Source organism: Micromonospora parathelypteridis, from assembly GCF_014201145.1.
Lineage (GTDB): Bacteria > Actinomycetota > Actinomycetes > Mycobacteriales > Micromonosporaceae > Micromonospora > Micromonospora parathelypteridis.
The window spans coordinates 5921194-5944639 of sequence record NZ_JACHDP010000001.1 but is presented as its reverse complement, the minus strand read 5'-3'; the positions used below and the strand labels follow the sequence as shown (position 1 = coordinate 5944639).

General features: G+C 71.0%; 9 protein-coding genes. All 9 read left to right on the top strand.

Annotated features, from left to right (window positions below; genetic code table 11):
- The first annotated feature begins 13 nt into the window (after nucleotides 1–13).
- The 9 genes from HNR20_RS26845 to HNR20_RS26805 all read left to right on the top strand — a co-directional run bounded on the left by HNR20_RS26845 (nucleotide 14) and on the right by HNR20_RS26805 (nucleotide 23401).
- Nucleotides 14–7750, top strand: coding sequence for a non-ribosomal peptide synthetase (locus HNR20_RS26845; protein ID WP_184185298.1), 7737 nt, complete (start codon nucleotides 14–16; stop codon nucleotides 7748–7750).
- The gene (locus HNR20_RS26840; RefSeq protein ID WP_184185295.1) at nucleotides 7747–9054 is read left to right on the top strand and encodes an acyltransferase domain-containing protein; all 1308 of its coding nucleotides are present in this window, start codon (nucleotides 7747–7749) and stop codon (nucleotides 9052–9054) included. The genes HNR20_RS26845 and HNR20_RS26840 overlap by 4 nt, the downstream gene beginning before the upstream one ends.
- Complete coding sequence (locus tag HNR20_RS26835) at nucleotides 9039–10196, top strand: acyl-CoA dehydrogenase family protein (protein WP_184185292.1); 1158 nt, start codon at nucleotides 9039–9041, stop codon at nucleotides 10194–10196. Before HNR20_RS26840 ends, HNR20_RS26835 begins: the two co-directional genes overlap by 16 nt.
- A 22-nt stretch (nucleotides 10197–10218) precedes the next feature.
- Complete coding sequence (locus HNR20_RS26830) at nucleotides 10219–11412, top strand: class-II aminoacyl-tRNA synthetase family protein (RefSeq protein WP_184185288.1); 1194 nt, start codon at nucleotides 10219–10221, stop codon at nucleotides 11410–11412.
- Nucleotides 11413–11863: 451 nt separating this feature from the next.
- The gene (locus HNR20_RS26825) at nucleotides 11864–14929 is read left to right on the top strand and encodes an AfsR/SARP family transcriptional regulator (RefSeq protein ID WP_268240318.1); all 3066 of its coding nucleotides are present in this window, start codon (nucleotides 11864–11866) and stop codon (nucleotides 14927–14929) included.
- Between the two features lie 568 nt (nucleotides 14930–15497).
- Nucleotides 15498–16667: an XdhC family protein gene (locus HNR20_RS26820; RefSeq protein ID WP_184185283.1), complete on the top strand. Its 1170-nt coding sequence runs from the start codon at nucleotides 15498–15500 to the stop codon at nucleotides 16665–16667.
- A gap of 56 nt (nucleotides 16668–16723) precedes the next feature.
- Nucleotides 16724–18487 carry a non-ribosomal peptide synthetase gene (locus tag HNR20_RS26815; RefSeq protein WP_184185280.1) on the top strand — a complete coding sequence of 588 codons (1764 nt, stop codon included), beginning with the start codon at nucleotides 16724–16726 and terminating at the stop codon, nucleotides 18485–18487.
- A 317-nt stretch (nucleotides 18488–18804) separates the two neighbouring features.
- A complete protein-coding gene (locus HNR20_RS26810) occupies nucleotides 18805–21999 on the top strand; it encodes a non-ribosomal peptide synthetase (RefSeq protein WP_184185278.1) in 3195 nt (1064 codons plus the stop codon).
- Complete coding sequence (locus HNR20_RS26805) at nucleotides 21992–23401, top strand: condensation domain-containing protein (protein WP_184185275.1); 1410 nt, start codon at nucleotides 21992–21994, stop codon at nucleotides 23399–23401. The genes HNR20_RS26810 and HNR20_RS26805 overlap by 8 nt, the downstream gene beginning before the upstream one ends.
- Nucleotides 23402–23446 lie beyond the last annotated feature (45 nt).

Here is a 23446-nt window from a genome sequence, read left to right as displayed (position 1 = left end):
ACCGGAGTCAACGATGGCCACGACGACCGACATCCCACGCACCACAACGCTGTCCGAGTCCAAGCGCGCCCTGCTGGCGCGGCGCCTGCTCGGCCAGGCCAACCACACCGCGGCGCGCACCATCCCACGCCGACCGACCGGACCGATCCCCCTCTCCCCCGCACAGCGCGCGGTCTGGCTGGCTGACCAGCTCTTCGACGGCGGGGCCGCGTACACGGTGAACCGCACGATGACGGTGCGTGGCGTGCTGGACCTCGACGCGTTGCGGCAGGCCGCCGATCTGCTGGTCGCGCGGCACGAGATCCTGCGGACCACCATCGACGGCAACCACCAGGTCGTGCACCCCGCCGGGCCAGCCTGCTTCACGGTCGTGTCTCCACCGGGGGCCACCGCGGACCAGCGCCGCGCGACCGCGCTGCACGAGGCTCGGCTCGCCGTGGCCACACCGTTCGACCTCGAAGCGGGCCCGCTGCTGCGATTCACCGTGTATCGCGTGGATGACGACGAATTCCTCGTCGTGATCTCCCAGCACCACATCATCACCGATGGTTGGTCCTGCGCCCTGCTGGCCAAGGAGCTCTGCGAGACCTACACCGCCGTGGCCACCGGCCGGCCGCACCAGGCGCCGCCCTCCGTGCAGTTCGGCGATGTCGCCGCCTGGCAGGCCGCGGTGCCGCCGGAGCGGCTCCGCGAGGACCTGGACTACTGGGCCGACGCGCTCAGCGACCTACCCGACGGCCTGCAACTGCCCCTCGACCGGACGCGGCCGCCGCGCCGGTCCGACCGCGGCGAGACGTTCGTCGCCCCGCTGCCCGCGTCGCTGAGCACCCACGTCCGAACGCTGGCCGGGCAGCGCGGCAGCACCGTCCACAACGTGCTCCTGACGGCGTACGCCGCCCTGCTTTCCCGATACAGCACGCAGCAGCGTTTCGCCGTTGGCTCCCTGCTGTCCGGGCGCGGGGCACCCGAGACCGAACACGCCCTGGGCCTGTTCGCCAACACCGTCGCGATACCGGTGAACCTCGCCGGACGACCGACCTTCGCCGAGGCGCTGGCCCGGACCAACCGCGCCGTCCGCGGCGCGCTCGACCATCAGGACGTCGCGTTCGACCAGATCGTGGCGCGCGTGGGCGCGGTGCGGGACGCCTCGCGGAACCCCATTTTCCAGGTCATCTTCCAGTGCGTCGAGGCGGCCGAGGAGACCTGGCAGTTGCCCGACGCCGTGGTCCAGCACATCGATCTCGACAACGGCACCGCCAAGGTCGACCTCACGATGATCGCCGTCAACAGCGGGACCGGTGAGATGGGGCTGGAACTCAGCTTCGCGACCGACCTCTTCGAACGGGCCACGATCGACCGCTTCTTCGCACACTTCGTCGCGCTGCTGGAGCAGGTCGTCGCGGAGCCGGACGCGCCGCTCGACTCGGTCGAACTGGTGACCGGCGCCGAACGCGACACCATGCTGCACGAGTGGAACGACACCGAGATCACCTACCCCGACCGGTGCGTCCACGAACTCTTCGAACGTCAGGCCGCCGCCACCCCGCTGGCCACCGCGATCATCGAGCAGGACGGGACGGCGGTGTCCTACGCCCAGCTCAACGCTCGGGCCAACCGCATCGCGCACCTCCTGCGCGAACGGGGAGTGGGTGTCGAGGACGTGGTCGGGCTGTGCCTGCCGCAGTCGACCGACCTGCACGCGGCCCTCCTGGGCATCCTCAAGGCCGGTGGCTGCTACCTACCACTCGACCCGGCGCACCCGGCGGAGCGCCAGCGCTACATGCTCTCGGACGCCGGCGCCCGGATCCTGCTGACGGCCGCCGACACCCAGGAGAGGTTCGCGGACTTCGACGGCGAGCGGATCTGTGTGCCCACCGAGGACCTTTCGGGGTACGCCGAGACCGACCCCGAGGCGGTCAACACCCCGAACAACTTGATCTACATCATGTACACCTCGGGCTCGACCGGCCGCCCCAAGGGAGTGCTGGTCACCCACCGCGGCGTCGCGAACTATCTACTCTGGTCGATCGACGGCTACGGCGTCCAGGGCACGTCCGGGGCACCGATGGTGGGCTCGATCGCCTTCGACCTGTCCGTACCCAACTTCCTGCTCCCGCTGATCAGCGGCCGGGATGTCACGCTCCTGCCGGAGACAGACCAGGTCCAGGCGCTGGCTGACCTGATCCAGCGCGACGGCGACTTCAGCCTCCTGAAGATCACCCCGGGCCACCTCGACGCGCTGCGCCACCTCACGCCGGCCGGTTCCCGGGTGAACTCGGTGCGCACCTACGTCGTGGGGGCCGACGAGGTCCGTCCGGAGACCGTCGCGGCCTGGCGCGAGATCGCCCCGCAGGGCCGGATCATCAACGAGTACGGCCCCACCGAGACGGTCGTCGGTTGCTCCGTCTACGAGATCGGCGATGATTTCGACCCGGCGTCGCCGATCTCGATCGGCCGGCCGATCGCCAACCTGCGGATGTACGTCCTGGACGCCCAGGGGCGGCTGGCCCCGCCCGGGGTCGTGGGCGAGCTGTACATCGGCGGTGTCGGGGTGGCCCGTGGCTACGCCGGCCGCCCGGCGCTGACCGCCGAGCGGTTCGTGCCCGACCCGTACGACCCGCTGCCCGGTGCCCGGATGTACCGCACCGGCGACCTCGCCAGGTTCCGCCTCGACGGCAACATCGACTTCCTCGGGCGGATCGACCACCAGGTCAAGATCCGGGGGTACCGGGTGGAACTGGCCGAGGTCGAAGCACGTCTGCTGGCCCACCCGGAGGTCACCGAGGCGGTGGTCGTCTGCCGCGAGGCCGGTGGCCATCAGCGGCTGGCGGCGTACGTCGTCGGAGCCGCCCGTGCGGCGGTCGCGCCCGACGGGGTCAAACGGTTCGTCGCGGCCGGGTTGCCGGACTACATGGTGCCGTCGGTGGTGACCGTGCTCGACCAGATGCCGCTCACCGCCGGCGGGAAGGTCGACCGGGGCGCCCTGCCCGAACCGGCACTGCCCGATGCCGACCAGATCGCGGCCCCCCGCACGCCCGCCGAGCAGACGCTCACCGAGATCTGGCAGACCGTGCTCGGCGTACCCCGGATCGGCATCCACGCCAACTTCTTCGACCTCGGCGGGGACTCGCTGCTGTCGGTACGCGTGGCCCGCCAGGCCCGCGACGCCGGGCTGGCGGTGACTCCGGCGCTGCTGTTCGGCCATCAGAGCATCGCCGAGTTGGCCGAGGCGGTGGCCGGCAGTACGACATCGCCGGTCGCGGCACGGCCCGGCGGCGACACGGCCCAGCCCGGGCTCGCGGCGATGCTGCGATCGGCGGACCTCCCGCCGGTGGCACAGCGCAAGCTCCTCACCCAGATCCGGCCGGCCGGCATCGCCGACCTCTACCGGCTGTCGCCGCTGCAGGCCGGCATGTTGTTCCAGACCCTGGCCGAGCCGGAGCGCGCCGCGAATGTCGAGCAGTTCGTCATCGGCATCGACGGCGACCTGCGCCCCGACGACCTCCGGTACGCCTGGCAGCACGGCGTCGACCGCCACCCCGTCCTGCGTACCACCTTCGCCTGGCGCGAACTGCCGCACCCGGTCCAGGTCGTCGCGCCCGTAGCCGAACTCGACTGGGACTACCTGGACTGGTCGCACCGGACGGCCGCCGAGTGCGACGCCGAGCTGGCTCGCCTACTGGCCGCCGACCGCGAGCAGGGCTTCGCGCTGGACCTGAGGCCGCCGCACCGGTGCCGGTTGATCCGCACGGGCCCGGCCGCTCACCTGTTGGTGTGGTCCTTCCATCACCTGCTGCTCGACGGGTGGAGCATGCCCGTGCTGGTGAACGAGATTCTCCTCGCCTACCACGCGCGGACGGGCAGGGTAGGTCCGCAGCTGCCCGAGCCGGTGCCATTCGGGGACTACATCCGCTGGCTGTGGGCGCAGGACACCGACGCCAGCATGGCGTTCTGGCGCGAGCGCCTGCTCGGCGCCACACCCACCGACCTGCCCTTCGTCCGCCCTGCCGCGACGCGGGCCGAGGCCAGCGCGGCCGAGGTGACGGCGGTCCTCGACCGTCAGCGCGTCGAGGACATCCGGGCGCTGGCCCGCCGGCATCGCGTGACGGTCGGCACCGTGCTCCAGGCCGCCTGGGCGCTGCTGTTGGCCCGCGAGACCGGCGATGCCGAGGTCATGTTCGGCACGCTGATCGCCGGCCGCGACGCCGACGTACCCGGAATCGAGCGCATCGTCGGCCTGCTGATGAGCACTGTGCCGAACCGCGTCCGAGTCGCCGCCGGCAGCCTGGGCCATTGGCTGCAGATGTCGCAGGCCAACCAGGCCGCGGCGAACGGCCACGGCCACCTCGCCCTCGCCGACATCCAGCGAGCGGCGGGCCACGCGGGCGGCCGCCCGCTGTTCGAAACGATCTTCGTCTACGAAAACTTCGACGCGCCGGCCGGACAGCGACCACCGGAGCTGGATGTCCACGTCGACAGGGCGATCCGGCAGACCGGCTACCCGGTCGTCCTCGGCGCGAGCCTGCATGAGGAGCTGACATTGCGGATCAACTACGACCGTGCCCGGGTGTCCGCCGCGGAGAGTCTGCTCGACGAGTACGTCGAGATCCTCGACGGCCTGCTGGCCGACACCGAACCCGAGAAGCTGGCCTCGCCCAGCGCCGTACGGGTCACCGGCGCGCGCACACCGCTCGAGCGCCGGCTGGCCGAGATCTGGGCAGAGGTGCTCCACCTGGTCGAGATCGGGATCGGGGACGATTTCATCGAACTCGGCGGTGACTCCATTCGCGCCATGCAGATCGTCGCCCGCGCCCGTGACATCGGCCTCATCCGCCGGCCGACTGACCTGTTCAGTCACCCGACGGTCGCCCAGCTTGCGGCGATGCCGGAACCGGACGGCACGGATCCGCCGACCCCGACCGCCGACCCGGCACCATCCGCCGGTCTCGGCCCTGCTGGTGCGGCATCGGCCGACTCGACGGGCCTGAGCGGCCTGGACGAGGCGAGCCTGGCCGACCTGATGGCCACGCTGCCCGCCGACGAGGTTGAGGGCGTCTACGCGCTCGCGCCGCTGCAGGTGAGCATGCTGTTCGAGCACCTCGCGGCTGAACGGGACATCTACCAGCGCACCTACGCCTCCGACATCGACGGCCCGCTCGACGCGGACCTGCTGCGCCGGGCGTGGCAGCACGCCACCGACCGGCACCCGGCCCTGCGAACGCGCTACCTCAGCGACGGCCTGCCCCGGCCGGTGCAGGTCGTGCTCCGGCGACACGAGGTCGTCCTGGAGCGGCACGACTGCACGCACGTGCCGGCACCGGCCCGGGCGGCCTGGATCGACCGGCTGCTGGCCCGCGAGCTCGACCACGGCGCCGGCCTCGACCAGCACCCGCCGTCGCGGTTCTTCCTCATTCGCACCGGGGAGCGGTCCCACCGCTTCGTGTGGAGCACCCATCACGTCGTGATGGACGGGTACAGCTTCAACCTCGTCTTCGCCGAGGTGTCGTCGGCGTACCGGGCGCTACGCGAGGGCCGGCCGCTGCCGGCGGGCAGCGTCCCGGTCGAGGGATACGTCCGCTGGCTGCGCACACCACAGACGACGACCGCGGACGACGGCGAGTTCTGGCGCGACATGTTCGCCGGGCTGCCGGCGCCGTCGTCGCTGCCGCTGGCCGAGCCGGTCGCCGGGTCGGCGGGCTCCGCCAGCCAGACTCGCACCCTCCCCGACGAGCTGCTGACCCGCCTTCAGGTGGCGGCTCGCCGTGAGCGGGTCACCCTACACACGCTGCTGCATTGTGCCTGGGGTCTGCTGCTGAGCGAGCACGACGGCGGCCGCGACGCGGTGTTCGGCACCACGCTGGCCGGGCGCAACGCCCCGGTCAGCGGTGTGGAGCAGATGGTCGGCATGTTCATGAACATCCTGCCGACCAGGCTGCGGATCGACCGCGCGGCGCAGCTGGGACCGTGGCTGCGCCACACGCAGGAAGAGCAGTTGGCGCTGCACGACCGCGTCGCCACCGCCCTCGGAGACGTGCGTAAGGCCATCGGCATGTCCCGCGGTACGCCGTTCACCTCGCTGTTCGTCTTCCGCAACTTCAACATCGCCTCGGGCGAGTTGACCACCGACCTGTCGGTGTCCCCCCTGGACGTCGAGGTGGGCGAGACGGGGCGCGACCTCACCCTCTCCGCCGACTTCGACGGCGGCCTGCGGGTCGGGCTGAAGTACAACCGCTCGGTCTACCGTCCGACCACCATCGAGCGCCTGCTTGACCGGCTCACGGAGCTGCTGGAGCTGCTCGCCGGAAACGGCGGCGACACGGTCCTCGGCGCCGTGCTGCCCGAGCCGGTGCCCACGGTCGCACCGGTCGAGTCGCCGGAGGAAGCGCCGCACTCCGAGGCCGGAGCCGCCTTCACCGGGCGGGCCAGGGTGCTCAAGGACATCTGGGACGCCGTACTGCAGATGCCGGACGTCGACCCGGACGAGAACTTCTTCCACGTCGGCGGAGACTCCATCCTCGCGTTCCAGGTGGCCGGGGCGGCCCGGCGCGCGCAGATCCCCATCACCGTCCAGCAGATCCTGCGGCTCCGGACGTTCACCAAGGTGCTGGCGGCCGTCGACGCCGACGATCCGGAGGCCGGCACCGACGCGCCGAGCCCCGCCGAGTCCCGCCAGGCAGTGTCCCGCCCGGCCGCGTCCGGCTCGCTGCCCGACGACCGGGAACAGGCGGTGCGGTCTGCGATGGCCCGCCACCGGGTTCCCGCCGCGAGCATCGCCCTCATCGAGAACGGCGAGGTCGCCCAGGCGTGGACCGCCGGCGTGACGAAGGCCGGTGGAACCGTGGTCGCGGGACCCGAGACGGTGTTCCAGGTCTGCTCGGTCAGCAAGCACGTGACAGCGCTCGGGGTCCTGCGCCTGGTCCGGGACGGACTGCTGGACCTCGACGTCGACGCACGCGACTATCTGTCGCGGTGGCAGCCGCCGGACGACGGCGACGGACACCCGATCACCCTGCGCCAGTTGCTCAGTCACACCTCGGGTCTGACCCGGCTGACCAACCTGGGGGTGGCCCGCACCGCGGCGTCGCCGTCCCTGCTGGACATCCTGCACGGCTCGCCGCCAGCCACCAATCCAGCGGTGCGCCGGGAGGGGCCTGCCGGGGAGTTCCGCTACTCGTGCGCGAACTTCGGCGTGATCCAGCAGATTCTCGCGGAGGTCACCGGCGAGCCGTTCGCCGTGCTGATGGACCGCGTCGTGTTCACCCCGATGGGCATGACCAACAGCAGCTACGACCAGTCGTTCCCGTTGCGCCGCGCCGGGCGGGTCGCCCTGGGACACACCGACGACGGCGGTCACCTGCCCGGTGGCTGGCACGTGGTGACCGACGGAGCCGCGAGCGGGCTGTGGACCACCGCGACTGACCTTGCCAAGCTCGCCTGCGACGTCCTACGGGCACTGCGCGGCGAGCCCGCGGTCCTGCTGGGTCCGGACGAAGCCGCGACGATGACCCAGCCGCTGCCATCCGTCTCCTACGGCCTCGGCAGCATCGCCACCGGCAGCGGCTGGTTCGGCCACGCCGGGGACGGGCCGGGCTATCAGGCACTGACCCTGGCGGGCACGGGCGGCGCCGGCGCGGTCATCCTGGCCAACCGGGCCGGTCAGCTGGACTTCGTCACCGACCTCATGGCGGAACTCGGCATCGACCTGCCGGTCAGCCGGGACGGCGCGCTCACCACCCAGGAGTCACTATGACCGCCCCGACCGTGCAGACGCAGTCCTGGAAGATGTACGCGCTGAGCGCGCCGTCGTCGGACCACCTCGACCGGCTCGCCACCCAGACGGCCGCGGCCCTGGCCGAGGGTGCTCTCCTGCCCGAGCCCGGCCACGACCGCCACCGTCTCGCCGTGATCGCTCGCGACGCCGCGGAGGCCGCCGCACTCCTGCGCGAGCCGGATCCCCGCCTCGTCTTCCGAAGCGAGGTCCATCCGGGTGAGGCGGGGTCACCCCTCCCGGTATTCCTCTTCCCCGGCGTGGGAGAGCAACGCACCGGAGTCGCCCGTGAGGCGTACCAGTGGCTGGGGACGTTCCGCGCGGTGTTGGACGACTGCGCGGAGCAGCTGATACCGCTGATCGGCAGCGATCTGCGCGAGCACCTGCTGGCACCGTCGGCGGACGACTCGGACGCCGTGATCCGCGGCGGCCCCGACCCGCTGGACGAGACGCGGCTGGCCCAACCGGCCGTCTTCGCGGTGGAGTACGCCCTCGCCGCCCAGCTGCGGGCCTGGGGCGTGGAACCCGGGGCCCTGGTCGGCTACAGCATCGGCGAGTACACCGCCGCGGCGGTCGCGGAGGTCCTACCGTTGCCCGACGCGCTGCGCCTGGTGGCCCAGCGGGCCCACCTCATCGACGGACTGCCGCCGGGCGCGATGATGCTGGTTCTGCTGGCCGAGGACGAACTGGCACCGTACCTGGGGGACGAGGTCTGCCTAGCCGCCGTCAACGCGGCCCGGTTGTGCGTCGTGTCCGGGCCGACCGCGCAGCTCGCGGCACTGGGCTCGAAGCTCGCCAGCCAGGCCGTGGTGACGATGAACCTGTCCACCCGGCACGCCTTCCACTCCTCGATGATGGCCCCGCTCGACAGACCCCTACGAGACGCGCTGTCGGCCGTCGACCTGCGGCCACCGCGCATTCCGATCGTGTCCAACGTGACCGGGGACTGGATCGCGCCGGCCGAGGTGACCGACCCGACGTACTGGTCCCGCCACATGTGCCAGACGGTGCGCTTCTTCGACAACCTGACGCGGCTGTGGGAGTTGCCCGGCGTCCTCGCCATCGAGACGGGACCGGGGCAGATGCTCACCTCGCTGGCCAACCAGCACCCCCTACGGGCGGCTCGGCCGGACGCCACCGTACTGGCGCCGATGAGCCGGCTCGCGAATCGCCGCGGCCCGGTGGCCGCGCTGCTCGAAGTGGCCGCGCGCGCCTGGGTCGGTGGCCTGGATGTACCCGTCGCCGAAGTGACAGCCGACAAGGAGGGTTCGTGGACTTCTCATTGACTCCAGAGCAGCAGAGCCTGCGGGACAAGGTGATCGCCTTCGCTCGCGCGGAGATCGGCGCGGACGCCGCCGAGCACGACCGAGCGGCGACCTTCGACCGGGAGGGCTGGGCCAGGTGCGCCGAGTTCGGCGTACTGGGCTGGACGGTCCCCCGCGCGTACGGCGGCTCGGAGCTCGACCCGGTCACCGCCATGGTGGCGCACGAGGCGTTCGCCTATGCCTGCCGGGACAACGGGCTGACCTTCGCGATCAACAACCACCTGTGGGCGTGCGTGATGTACATCGTGGAGCACGGCACGCCCGAGCAGTGCGCACGCTATCTGCCGCCGTTGGTGGACGGGTCGATGGTCGGTGCCCACGCGCTCACCGAACCGCAGGCCGGATCCGACATCCTGGCCATGACCACCCGCGCGGAGCGCGTCGGTGACACCTACGTGCTCACCGGCACCAAGTGCTTCATCAGCAACGGACCGGTGGCGGACCTGTTCACGGTCATCGCCCGTACCGGGGACGGGCCCGCTCAGGGCGCGCTCACCCTGTTCATCGTCCCGGCCGACCTGCCGGGGGTCCAGGTCGTCCGGGACATTCCCAAGGCGGGTCTGCGCGGCACGCTGATGGGAGAGATTCGTTTCGACGACGTCGTCCTCTCGGCCGATCACATCCTCGGCGCCGAGGGCCGCGGCTACCAGATCTTCACCTCCACGATCGAGTGGGAGCGGAGCTTCATGTTCTCCGCGGCCATCGGCGCGATGCGTCGGGTCCTGGACATGAGCGTCAGGCACGCGGCGACCCGGCGGCAGTTCGGCAAGCCGATCGGGGCGTTCCAGGCCGTCTCGCACAAGATCGCCGACATGCGGGTACGCCTGGAGGCCGCGCGTTTGATGCTCTACCACGTCGCCTGGCTCAAGAGCCAAGGCCGAATGGCGCTGCTCGAGTGCGCCATTCTGAAGGTCTTCGCCACCGAGGGTCTGATCCAGACGTGCCTGGACGCGCAGCAGCTTCACGGCGCGCGCGGTTACGTCAGCGACCTGCCGATCGAGCGCGAACTTCGTGATGCCCTCGCCGGGACCATCTACGGCGGGACATCGGAGATCCAACGTAATGTCATTGCGAGCCTCGTCGGCGTGCCCGCGATGTCCTGACCGCCGACGAGAGGACGAGACCATGAGCACCCTGCACACCATCCAGTTGGAGCGCGCACTGAACGGCACGCTGGCCGACGAGTTCGCCCGCCGCGTGTACTTCGCCTCCCGGAACATCGTCGACTTCGAATTCGTCGTCGAGGACCGCGGCGTCACCGGCGTCACCGTACGAACGGACACGCCCGAGGCCACCGAGAACCTCGCCCGCAAGCTCAACGTCATCCTGCAGAACGACGTCCTCACCCAGCTCGGCCGCGATGCCAAGGTCATCTGGCGCTCGGCCGAAGACCGCGCCATCGCCCCCGGGACCTTCGAGGACCTCGTGGCGGAGGGGATCGCGTTCGAGGCCGGCGAGGGACAGATCGCCCTCGGCGAGCCGGTGCTGGGCCTGATGGACGACCTGGACCGCACGGTGCGGGACTTCGTCGTCCAGGAGATGCACGGGCGGGAGTACCGCTACCCGACCCTGATTCCCGCCAAAACGCTGTACCGCTGCGGCTACCTCACGTCGTTTCCCCAGTACGTCATGTTCGTCACCCGCCTGCACAGCGACATCGACGTGTACCAGGACTTCCTGGCCAGGACGAAGTCCGCCGGCGGGCTGGACGCGCAGCTGCTCGAATCCTGCCGTGAGGTGGACTACTGCCTGCCACCGACAATGTGCTACCACACGTTCCACCAGTTCGCCGACGGTTCGCTGCCGGACGGGGTCTCGGTCGTCACGTCGCGCGGGAAGTCGTTCCGGCACGAGGAGAAGTACCGCAAGGGCCTGGAGCGCCTGTGGGACTTCACCATCCGCGAGGTGGTCTTCGTCGGCTCCCGGGAGCAGGTGCTCGCCGACCGCGAGCGCCTGATGGACCGCCTGTTGGGCCTGGCCGACGAGATGGGCCTGGTCGGCCGGTGCGAGGTGGCCAACGACCCGTTCTTCGGCAACACCGACGGGGCTCTGCGGTCCACCTCGCAGCGACTGCTCGAACTCAAGTACGAGCTTCGCCTCGACGTCGGCGCTGGCGAGACCATCGCCGTCGGGTCGTTCAACTTCCACGAGCAGATGTTCGCCGAGGCCTTCGCGCTTCAGGGAACGGCGGGCGAGCCGGTCTACACCGCGTGTGCCGGCTTCGGCCTGGAACGGTTCGCGTACGCCCTGGTCTGCCAGTACGGCGCCGACCCTCAGAAATGGCCGGAGCGGGTCCGCGCGGCTCTCGGCCGTTCCTGAGCGACGCGCGCAACGCTCGTTCGACGAGGCGCGGAGGTGGCCTGAACAGACGGCCACCTTCCGCGCGTTGCGGCCGGACGCGTGACGCTTGACGACCGAGTCCACGGTGGTCGAGCCCGCCGCGAGTCCGGATCCCGACAGGGCCAGACCGGCGAGGTCAGGCCGCATCATCCGAAAGGTCACCAGAGTCGGGCTCGTCCCACAATTCCATGTCGTGCCGGGTTCTCAACCTGGACAGAACACTTCAAGCCGGAAAGCGCCCCGGGGGCCTGCGCATACATCGACCTTGATCTCCTGCCTGCGCTGTCGTACTGTCCCATCACCATTCCGTCGGCCGCGCGAGGTCCGCGCTATCGATCTCCAATCTATCGACAGACTTTAATACCATCGACGCCGCTCGCTCTGATAACCTCGCCGTGCGACGAAATCAAACGCCTATAACGGGGGCAACGTGTGGTTTCGCATACTGGGTCCGCTTGAGCTCATCGGCGTCACTGGGCCCGTCTCACTGACCGCGGCGCGGCAAAGCATCGTCTTGTCCACCCTCCTGCTGGAGAGCAGCAGGATCGTCTCGGTCGAACGGTTGATCGACACGGTGTGGCCGGACAAGCCGCCAACCACCGCCCGAGGCCAGATCCAGATCTGCGTGTCGAGTCTGCGCAGCACCCTGGCGATGCACGGCATCGACGCGACCATCCACACCAAACAGCCGGGCTACCAGATAGAGGTCGATCCCACCAAGCTCGACCTGCTGATGTTCGAGCGCGCCGTCGCCGCCGGAAGGAAGGCAGCCAGCGGCGGGAGGCTGACCGACGCCGCACAGTCCTTCGCCGAAGCACTGTCGCTCTGGCACGGCGAGCCATTCGCCGGGATTCCCAGCCCGATCCTGCAGGCGGCCGCGGCCTCGCTGCTCGAACGCCGGATCGCCGCGATCGAGGAGTACATCGACCTACGCATGCGGCTGCACCAGCACCAGGAGACCGTGGGCGAACTGGTCGACCTCGTCGAGCGGTACCCGCTGCGCGAGCGGCTCCGCGCGCAGTTGATGCTGGCGCTCTTTCGCTGTGACCGTCGCGCCGACGCGTTGGAGGTCTACCGCGACGGCCGCCGCATCCTCATCGACGACCTGGGCCTGGAGCCAGGCGAGCAGCTACGCCTGATGGAGAAGGGCATCCTCAGCGACGATCCCGACCTGCGGATCGGCACCGGCATCGGCGGCGGTCCGCGCAGCGGCCCCGTACAGGTGCCGCGGATGTTGCCGATCGCCCAGTCCGACATGACCGGACACGCCGGGCTCATCGAAGCGATGCGCGAGCGACTGCTCTCCGATGCCAGCGCCACCGGCGTTCCGATGGTGGCGATCTCCGGCCGTGGCGGCGTGGGCAAGACGAGTCTCGCCACGCATGTGGCCCACGCACTCTCCGACGCCTTCCCCGACGGGCAGCTGTACGCCAACATGCACGGCGTCAACGCCGAGCCCGCGGCACCTGCGGACGTGATCGGCCGTTTCCTGCGGGCGATGGGAGTGCTCGCCATCAACCTGCCGGAGCAGCTCGACGAGCGCGCGGAGATGTTTCGTACCTGCGTGGCCGACCGGCGAATCCTCGTCGTGCTCGACAACTGCTCGGACGAGAACCAGGTGCGGCCCATCCTGCCGGCCACCGCTGGATGCGCCGTGATCCTCACCAGCCGGCACCGCCTCAGTGGGCTGTCCGGGGCGTACCCGGTCGAAGTGGACGTGTTGGGCCTCGATCACGCACTTGAGCTGCTGGGCAAGATGCTCGGTCGAGACCGCATCCACGCCGAGGAAAGTGCCGCCATCTCGCTGGTCCGGTTCTGCGGTGGCCTTCCGCTGGCGCTGCGGGTCGCCGGCGCCCGCCTGGTCGCCCGTCCGCACTGGGCGGTGAGCGATCTCGTGGATCGGCTGTCCGACGAGCGTCGACGGCTGAGCGAGTTGGCGCACGGCGGGCTGGACGTTCGCGCCAACCTTGCGCTGTCCTACCGGGCACTGAGCCCGCCGGCACAGCGCCTGTTCCGGCTGCTCAGCCAGGCCAGCTCGGCTGACTTCGGTGGCTGGATCTGCGCGCCGCTGATGGACTGCGACCCGATGACCGCCGGTGATCTGCTCGACGAGTTGGTCGAGGCGCGCCTGGTCGAGGTGGAACACGGCCGTGGGAGCCGGGCCCGTTTCAGGCTGCACGACCTGGTCCGGGCGTACGCCCGCGAGCAGTTGGAGGCCGGTGAGACCGAGGCCGAGCGGCTGGCAACGGCGCGCCGGCTCGTGGGCGCCTGGCTGTTCCTGGCCGAACGCGCCCACCGGGCCGAGTACGGCGGCGACCACACCGTCATCCACGGAGAGGCACCGCGTTGGCGGCTGGCCGAGTCCGTCCTGGACAAGGTGATCGCCGACTCGCTGGCCTGGTACGACACCGAGCGCCTTGGCCTGCTCGCGGCGGTACGCCTCGCGGCCGAGATGGGTCTGGACGACGCGTGCTGGGACCTTGCCCTGGCATCGGTCACGCTGTTCGAGAACCGGCGCTATTTCGGCGACTGGCGTACGACCCACGAGCTGGCGCTGGAGGTCACCGCTCGCAGCGGCAACCGACGCGGGCGGGCGGCGATGCTGAGCTCCCTCGGTTCCTTGGCCCTGTTCGAGCAACGCCATGACGACGCGCGACCGCTGCTTACCGAGGCCACGCAGCTGTTCGGTGATATCGGAGAGGACCATGGCTACGCCCTCGCGTTGCGCATGCTGGCCTTCCTCGACCGGATCACCGGGAAGGCCGATGCCGCGATGCGGGGCTTCGAGGACGCGCTGGGCCGGCTACGTGACGCTGGCGACCACGTCGCCGAGGCGCACGTGATGAGCAACATCGCCCAGCTCCATCTGGAGGCTGGTGACCGCGAGGCGGCCGCCCATGACCTGAAGCTGGCCCTCGCGGCGGCCGAGAGAGCCAACGCTCGCCGCGTACACGCCCAGGTGCTGTGCCGTCTTGGCGACCTGCACCTGACCCTCAGCGAGCTGAACGAGGCCGAGCGCGCGTTCCAGGACGCACTGGATCTGGTGCTGGTGCTGCAGGACCGGGTCGGGGAGGCACATGCCAAGCACGGCCTGGCCAGCGTGGCCCTGCGCCGGGGCCGCCACGCGGAGGCGGAGGCCATGCTCAGCGCGGCGGCGGCGCTCGCGGCCCAGCTGAACGAGGACTTCATCGAGGCGCGCATCAGTCTGACCATCGCCGAGTTCCACCAGGATCGGGGCCAGCGCGAACAGGCGCTGCGAGCAGCGTTCCGCGCGCAGGAGCTCTTCCTCGGGCTGCACGCCGACACCTGGTACGAGCGGGCCGTAGCGCTGGTCCGCACCATCGAGCAGGCAGCGCTGGAGGCGGTGCCTCCTCTCGCTGGGACTGGCCGAGACGCGCTGTCGAACGGCGCGGGTCAGACCCGCGCCGATCTGGTCGATCCGCCGGCTGCTGCGTCCGGTGAGCACCTGGCGGGGCAGGCGACCGCCAGGACGTAGCCGAGGCGCAGGCCGCGGAGCGCGGCGCGCCGACTGGTCGCACCATCCACTTGCGGGCCGAACGACGCGACAAGGCTCGTGCGCCTGGACCAGCACGCCGACCCTCAGCAGACCGATCCTGAGTAGTCCCGCTGGCATATCCAAGACCGCCAAACCGTGGCTTCACCACGCCCTTTTGCCTCGGCCGAGGTCGACAGTAGCGAAACAATAGAGATCAGTAGAGGCGAGAAAAGCCTGCTCGGACAACCTTTCGGCATCGAGAGATGGCCCCCCAAAAGGAGAATCCGAGATGTCGAACAACATCAGCGACAACGGCATCAACTTCGCTTCCCGCCGTCGAGGCGACACGATCTGGGGCCGTCGAGGCGACACGATCTGGGGCCGTCGTGGCGACACGATCTGGGGCTGACCACCGCCCCGACAAAGCTTGCACAAAGGAAGCCACCCGTATCGGGTGGCTTCTTCTGCGTCGCAGTTCGTCCGCGCGCCAAATGAGAATGGCCGACCTGGCAATCGCATCGGCCAACATTCCCCGCAAAGGCGAGACGATCGGTGGAAGGGATCACTAATGCGTGAGGTGTTGAAAGATCTGGAGCGCTGGTGGGCCGACGGGATCCCGGTGGGAATGGCCACCGTGGTGGCGACGCGGCACTCGGCGCCGCGGCCGGCGGGCGCGACGATGCTGGTCGCAGCGGACGGTACGGCGGTCGGCAGCGTCGCGGGCGGCTGCGTCGAGGGCGCGGTCTACGAGTTGGCCCAGGAGGTGATCGAGTCCCGGACGGCGGTGCTGCAACGGTACGGCGTCAGCGACTATGACGCCTTTACGGACGGCCTGACCTGCGGCGGGATCCTCGACGTGTTCGTGGAGCGGGTGGACCGGAAGTCCTTTCCGCAGCTCGCGGCGGTGTCGTACGCGGTGCGGCATGGGATCGCAGTCGCGGTCGTGACCTGCGTCGCCACCAGCGGCGAGGATCCAGCCTGCAGCCCGGGGCGGCGGCTCATCGTCTACGCCGACCATTCCGACGGATCACTGGGCAGCGCCCGGCTGGACGCCGCCGTCGTCGCCGACGTACGCGGAATGCTGGCCGCCGGCAGAACCGGTCTACTTCACTACGGCTACGACGGCGAGCGCCGGCGCGACGAGGTGACCCTGTATGTGGCGTCGCATCAGGCGCCACCCCGGATGCTCGTGTTCGGCGCCATCGACTTCGCCGCGGCCGTCGCACGAATCGGCGTATTCCTCGGTTACCGGGTCACCGTCTGCGACGCACGGGCGGTGTTCGCCACCGAGCGGCGTTTTCCGGAGGCGCATGAGGTGGTGGTCGCCTGGCCCGACCGGTATTTGCAGGCCGAGGCGAACGCCGGCCGGGTGGACGAGCGGACGGTGGTGTGCGTCCTCACCCACGACCCCAAGTTCGACGGGCCGGTACTGGATGTGGCGCTGCGCCTGCCGTTGGCCTACGTAGGGGCGATGGGGTCGCGTCGAACCCACGACGACCGCCTCGACCGGTTGCGTGAGCTTGGCCTGAGCGAGGCGGAGTTGGGCACGTTGGCCTCCCCCATCGGGCTGGACCTCGGGGCGCGGACCCCGGAGGAGACCGCGGTGAGCATCGCCGCGGAGATCATCGCGAGGCGGTGGAACGGCAGCGGTGAGCGACTGGCCTCGCGGACGGGGCGGATTCACCAAGATCCACAAGACCATCCGGCCCTTACCCGGGCCGGCGCCCACGTCGGATGAGCCCGACGATAGGCAGCCAACAACGCGGTGAAAGACCAGGTGCCGACCCTGGTGGCATGTCAGACAACACATCATCCGTGTCGGGCCTGTTCCACGCGCAGGCGGCCCGCACCCCGGACCTGAAGGCGGTGGTCGACGGCAAGGTGGAGCTGAGCTACCGGCAACTGTCCGCGTACGCCGCCCGGCTGTCGCGGCGGTTGCTGGCGCTCGGCATCGGTCGCGGCGACCTGGTCGGCCTGCGGGCCGGGCACTCCGCCGACACCATCGTCGCGATGCTGGGCATCCTCGGCGCCGGCGCGGCCTACGTTCCCCTCGAGGGGAGGCTGCCGGCGGAACGCGTGCGGCGCATGGCCGCGGACGCCCGGGTGCGTGCCGTCCTCACGGTGCCTCCACTGGACTGGGGGCTGTCCGATCTCCCGACGCTGACCTACTCGCTCCGCGACCCGGACGCCACCGTCGGGTCGGCAGTGCCCCCACCGGTGGAGGTGACCGGCGACGACCTGCTCTACGTCCCGTACACCTCAGGCTCCACCGGCCGGCCCAAGGGCGTGGAGGTGCCGCACCGCAGCGTCCCCGGCTTCTACATCGATGAGGACTACGGTCCGTGGCGTCCGGGTCTGCGCGCGATGTGCCACTCGGCGATGTCCTGGGACGGCCACGTCTTTGAGGTCTACCCGGTGCTGACAACCGGCGGAACTCTCGTCATCCACCGGGGCGACGACGGCAGCGACCCGTTGGCCGTCGCCGACGCCGCCCAGCGGGCCGGGGCGGACATGTTGATGCTGCCGACGCAGGCGTTCAACACCGTGGCGGCCGAACGGCCCGGGTTGCTCGCCGGGCTGCGCTGCCTGGTCATCGGGGGCGAGGTCGCCTCGCGCGACCACCTGGGCAAGGTGCTCGCGAACCAGCCCGATCTGACGATCGTGAACGTCTACGGTCCGGTGGAGTGCACCTGCCTCGCCATTGCCCACCAGATCACGGCCGCCGACCTGGCGCTGCCGGCGATCCCGATCGGGAGGTCGATCGGCGATCGCACGGTGCATCTGCTCGACGAGGAACACCGGCCGGTACCCGACGGCGTCGTCGGCGAGGTCTACATCGGCGGGCCGGCCGTCGCCCGCGGCTACCTGGGTCAGCCCGGGCTCACCGCCGAGCGCTTCGGACCGGACCCGTTCGGGCCCGACCCCGGCGGCCGGCTGTACCGCACGGGGGACCTCGCCCGACGGGTCGCCGGGGTGTACGACTTCGTCGGGCGCGCCGACGACCAGGTCAAGCTGCGCGGCTTCCGGATCGAGCTCGGGGAGATCGACATCCAGCTCCGGGCCCATCCGGCGGTCACCGACGCTGCCACGGTCGCGCTCGCCGAAGACAACGGGCTACGGCTCGTCTCGTACGTCGTGCCCGACGGCCCGCACGTCACCTCGTTGCGGGAGCACCTCAGGAGAGTCCTACCGGAGGCGATGGTTCCGGCCGCCGTCGTGGGGCTGGACGCCTTCCCGCTCACCCACTCGGGCAAGCTGGACCGCCAGGCCCTGCCGGCGCCGCCGGTCACTGCCGCCGGTGGTGGTGACCGGCCCGCCTCCTCCACCGAGAAGAACCTTGCCGGCCTCTGGCAAGCCCTGCTCGGCCTCGACGAGGTCGCCCGGGAGGACGACTTCTTCGTTCTTGGCGGGCACTCGCTGCTGGCCACCCGCTTGGCGCTGCGGGTCCGGGAAGCCTTCGCGGTGCCCATCACCGTACGTGACATCTACGACCAGCCGCTGCTGCGCGAGCTCGCACTGCTGGTCGACGAGCGGCGAGCGACAAGCGCGGCGGCCTGACCGCCAGAGCCACAGCCCGCCCATCGGAAAGCAGCCCGGACCGCCACCTCGGCGCGACGGTCGGGCCGCCGCATCGGTCACCCCGACGCGACGGCCCCGCTGAGAGGACAGCCGGGCCGTCGCATCGGTCACCCCGACGCGCCGGTCCTGCTGAGACCAGCTTTGTCGTCGCTTCGGTCATCCCGACCCGCCGGCATCGCTGACAACAGTCGGGCCGGCGCACCGGTCATCCCGATGCGCCGGCCCGGCTGATAAACAGCCGGGCCGCAACGGGGCCCTGCCGCCACCCATCCCCACGTCCCGAAGAGGCGTCACCGATGACCATCTCTCAGTTCCAGCCAACCGGCTCGTACGTTCGAGGGCCGGTGGCAGACCTTTCCCCATCCGATGCGACCGCGACCGCCCCGTCGGCGGCGCCTCGCGAGGTCCCGGCCCGGCCGGCGTCGCACGCCCAGGAGCGGATGTGGGTGGCCGAGCAGCTCGCCGACGGGGCGCCCGCCTACAACCTTCAGATGGGCCTGCGCATACGTGGGCACCTCGATCTGGAGGCCCTGCGGCGCGCCCTGGACGAGGTGGCGGCCCGTCACGACGCGTTGCGCACCAGGTTCGTTGTCGACGGCGCCCGGCTCACCTGCGTGGTCGACCCGCCTGCCCGGGTGCCGTTGGAGGTGGCTGACCTCTCGCCGCTCGGTGACCCGGCCGGCGCCGTCGCCGAACGGGCCGAGCGGGAGCTGGACAACCGCTTCGACCCGGCCACCGGTCAGACCTACCGGGCGGTCCTGCTGACCACGGACGCCGCCGACCACACCCTGCTGCTCACCATGGACCACCTCATCGCGGATCCCTGGTCGGTGCAGGTCCTGCACGAGGACCTGGCCCAGGCGTACGCCCGCTGGCACGCCGGCGAGCCGTCGACGGACCCTGTCCCGGCACACACCTACGGCGACTTCGCCGCCTGGCAGCGGGACTGGCTGGCCGGGCCCGAGTGCGCCGGGCAGCTGGCGTACTGGCGCGACAGTCTGCCCGCCGACCCGCCGCGGCTGGCCCTACCGTTGCGGACCGCGGCCCGCGAGCGGCAGGACATGCGCCGGTTCGCGGCGATGCTGGAGGGCGGGTTGGTCGACTCCGCCAACGCCACCGCACGGTCGGCTCGGGCGTCGCTGTTCACTGTGCTGTTCAGCGGATACGCCGCTCTGCTGGGCCGGTACGGCCAGCACCAGGAGGTGCTCGTCGGGACGCTGTGCACCGGACGGACCCAGCCGGAAACCGAACGGGTGGTCGGGTTCTTCGCGAACGCGGTCGCGCTGCGGGCCGACCTGTCCGGCCGGCCGAGCCTGCGCGATCTGGTCGGCCGGTCCCGGGAGGTCGTCCTGGACGCGTACACCAACCAGGACGTGCCCTTCGACACCGTGGTCGAGACGGTGCGGCCGGACCGGGCCAACGGACGCCGGGCGTTCTTCGACGTGATGTTCCAACTGGCGGACCTGGAGCGGCAGCCGCTGAGCCTGCCGGACGCCGTGCTGGAGCCGCTGCCGAGCGCGAGCCGGATTGCCGGCGCGGACCTGGTGCTGACGATCGCTCGGGAGCGCGACGGGTACCACTGCTACTGGGACTACGACGCCGGGCTGTTGGACGCCGCGACGATCGAACGGATGCACGGACACTACGTGCGACTGCTGGACGCGGCCCTCACCGAGCCGGACCGGCCGATCACCGAGTTCGAGATCGTCACCGCACCGGAACGTGCCGCCATCGCGGCGTTCTCCAGCCCGGCCCGACCGGTCGACGCCGGCTGGACGCTGCCGTCGGCGTTCGAGGCGGTCGCGGAACGCCGCCCGGACTTCCCGGCGCTCAGCGGCCGGGTTCGGGCCAGTTACGCCGAGCTCAATGCCGACGCGAACCGGCTGGCCCACGCGCTGCAGGCCCGCGGAGTCGGCCCGGAAGCCGTCGTGGGGCTGTTCTTCGACGACCGCGCGGACGTGCTGCTGGGCGCCCTCGGCGTGCTCAAAGCCGGTGGCGCCTACCTTCCGCTGGATCCGAACTACCCGGCGCCCCGCACCGAGTACATGGTGGACGACGCCCGGCCGACCCTGGTCCTCACCCGCGGACCGCTGACGGCCCGGGTGCCCGCCGGCAGCACCGCCGTCGACCTCGACGACCTCGGCAGCGAGCTGGCCGCCGCGTCGCCCGCCAATCCGGTCAGGGCCCTGCATCCGGACGGGCTGGCGTACGTCATCTACACCTCCGGCTCGACGGGGCGACCGAAGGGCGTCGGCGTGGTACATCGCGGCCTCGCGGTGGTCAGCGCGGGACAACGGCACGCCGTCCCGTTCTCGCCGGCCGACCGCATGCTGCAGTTCGCGTCGCCGAACTTCGACGCATCGGTGCTGGAGGCCCTGATGGCCGTCGGCGCCGGGGCGTCGCTCTGCCTGCCCGACCTCGAGGCGGTGGCGCACACCGACCTGGAGCGGATGCTGGGCGGCACCCGGGCTACCGCCGCCCTGCTGCCCCCGTCGGCGCTGGCCGGGATCGTCGACGAGTCGGTCGTCCCCGAGACGATCATGGTTGCCGGCGAGGCGTGCCCCGTCCCGCTGGCCGAGAAGTGGGCGGCGAGCCGGACGGTCATCAACCTCTACGGCCCGACCGAGGCGTCGATCGTGTCCACCAGCTACCGGGTCGAGGCTGGCGTCCAACAGGGAGCGAGCCTGCCCATCGGTCGTCCACTCCCCGGTATCCGGGCGTTCGTCGTCCAGGACGGCCACACGCTCGCCCCGGTTGGCGTGCCGGGTGAGCTGCTGCTCGGCGGCGAGGTGCTGGCCCGCGGATACCTCGGGCGGCCCGGGCTGACCGCCGAGCGCTTCCTGCCCGACGGTTTCGGCGGCAGCCCGGGCGGCCGCCTGTACCGGACCGGCGACCTGGTGCGATGGCGCTCGGACGGCGTACTGGAGTATCTCGGTCGCCTGGACCACCAGGTGAAGGTCCGCGGGTTCCGCATCGAACTTGGGGAGGTCGAGAGCTGCCTGGCCGCGTTTCCCGCGGTCCGCGAGGTGGTGGTCGTCGCCCGCGACGGACGGCTCGTGGCGTACGTCGGCGTGGCCGACGCGGTCGTCACCGAGGACGCCCTGCGGGAACACTGCTCGCGCACCCTGCCCGACTACATGGTCCCGGCGAGGGTGAGCATTGACGCCGCGCTGCCCAAGACGCCCAACGGCAAACTCGACCGGGCCAGGCTGCCGGACCTTCTCGCAGTCGACCCACAAGAGCGGGTGGCGCCGCGGGACGAGCTGGAGGAGGCGTGCGCCGAGATCTGGCGCGAGGTGCTGAAGCTCGACGTGGTCGGCGCATTCGACGACTTCTTCGCGCTGGGTGGGCACTCGCTGGCGGCGACGCGGGTCGTCGGTCACGTCCGGCAGGCGTTCAGCGTCGACCTTCCGGTTCGGACGCTGTTCGAACACCCCGTTCTCGCCGACTTCACCGCGGCGCTGGTGCGATGGGAGGAGGAGCATGGCTGAGCACGGCACGGCCGCGCCGCGCCCGGCGACGCAGCGCCTGCTCGACCGACGGGCCCGAATGGCGACCCGCTCGGTCGCGCCGGTCGTCGGCGATGCACCGTTGTCCTTCGGCCAGGAGCGCCTCTGGATCATGTCGCAGATCCAGGGTGGCACCGGCGGAGGTGGCCTGGTCAACGTGTTCCGGCTGCGAGGGCGGCTGGATCGAACGCTCCTCGACCGGGCGCTGACCGAGCTGCACCGTCGCCACGACATCCTGCGCACCGTCATCGGCCGACAGGGCGGCACCGCCGTACAGCGGGTCATCCCGCCGGCTCCGGTGACGGTGCCGGTCGTGGACGTGTCCGGCGAGACCGACCCGATGGCGGCGGCCCACCGGGCCACCCTCGACCTCGACGCCCGCCCGTACCGGCTGGACCTGGAGCCGGGCATCCGGTGGCTGCTGTGCCACCTCGGCCCGGACGACCACGTCCTCGCCCTCGTCGCGCACCACATCATCATCGACGGTTGGTCGGAGCACATCCTGCGCGCCGACCTGTCGGCCCTGCTGGCCGACGCCGGCGGCACCGGGCCGGCGGCGCCGCCCGCTCCCCGCCACCGGTACGCCGAGTACGCCGCCTGGCAACGGACCCGACTCGCCGGCGCGGAGCTCGACGGCGACCGCGCGTTCTGGCGGCGCGAGCTCACCGGAGCACCGCCCGCCATCGCCCTGCCGTTCGACCGCGAACCGGACGCCGAATCCGACTTCCGCGGCGGGGTCCTGCGCGACGAGGTCCCGGCCGACGTGGCCGGGGCCCTGGCGGACCTGGCGGCGGCCTGCGGCGTCACGCGGTTCATGGGATTCCTCGCCGCGTTCGCCGTGACGATCGGCCGCGCCGGTGGCCAGTCCGATTTCGTCATCGGCGCGCCGGCGGCCGGCCGGACCCGACCCGAATGGGAAGAGCTGGTGGGATTCTTCATCACCGCCGTACCCATCCGGGTCGACCTGTCCGACCGGCCCACGTTCCGCCAGCTGCTGGCCCGGGTACGGGAACGCTGTCTGGCCGCCATGGCGCACCAGGAGCTGCCGCTGGAGCACATCGTCGCCGACCTTCGTCCGCGTCGCGTGCGGGGGCGTCAGCCGATGGTGCAGGTGATGTTCCAGGTGTACGAAATGGAGCCGACCCCGCTGCGGGTGCCGGGGGTCGAGGTGACCGAGGACCAACTCTTCCGCGGCACCTCGTCCCTGGACCTGTCGGTGTCTCTGGTCCGCTCGTCGAACGGGTTCGGCGGCTACTGGGAATACCGCGGGGCGGTGTTCGACGTCGCCACCGTGGCGCGGATGCGGGCCGACTTCTACGAGTGCGTACGGCGGATGTGCGACCACCCGGACGAGCCCGTTCCGGCCTGGGAGGCGCGTTCCTAGGGCCACGGCCACGGCCGCGGGCTGCTGGGGCGGACGGTTCCGCTC

Bases quoted from the DNA above. Each gene is read 5' to 3' on its own strand.
- HNR20_RS26845 (WP_184185298.1), top strand. From the start codon at position 14: ATGGCCACGACGACCGACATCCCACGCACCACAACGCTGTCCGAGTCC.
- HNR20_RS26840 (WP_184185295.1), top strand. From the start codon at position 7,747: ATGACCGCCCCGACCGTGCAGACGCAGTCCTGGAAGATGTACGCGCTG.
- HNR20_RS26830 (WP_184185288.1), top strand. From the start codon at position 10,219: ATGAGCACCCTGCACACCATCCAGTTGGAGCGCGCACTGAACGGCACG.
- HNR20_RS26820 (WP_184185283.1), top strand. From the start codon at position 15,498: ATGCGTGAGGTGTTGAAAGATCTGGAGCGCTGGTGGGCCGACGGGATC.
- HNR20_RS26815 (WP_184185280.1), top strand. From the start codon at position 16,724: ATGTCAGACAACACATCATCCGTGTCGGGCCTGTTCCACGCGCAGGCG.
- HNR20_RS26810 (WP_184185278.1), top strand. From the start codon at position 18,805: ATGACCATCTCTCAGTTCCAGCCAACCGGCTCGTACGTTCGAGGGCCG.
- HNR20_RS26805 (WP_184185275.1), top strand. From the start codon at position 21,992: ATGGCTGAGCACGGCACGGCCGCGCCGCGCCCGGCGACGCAGCGCCTG.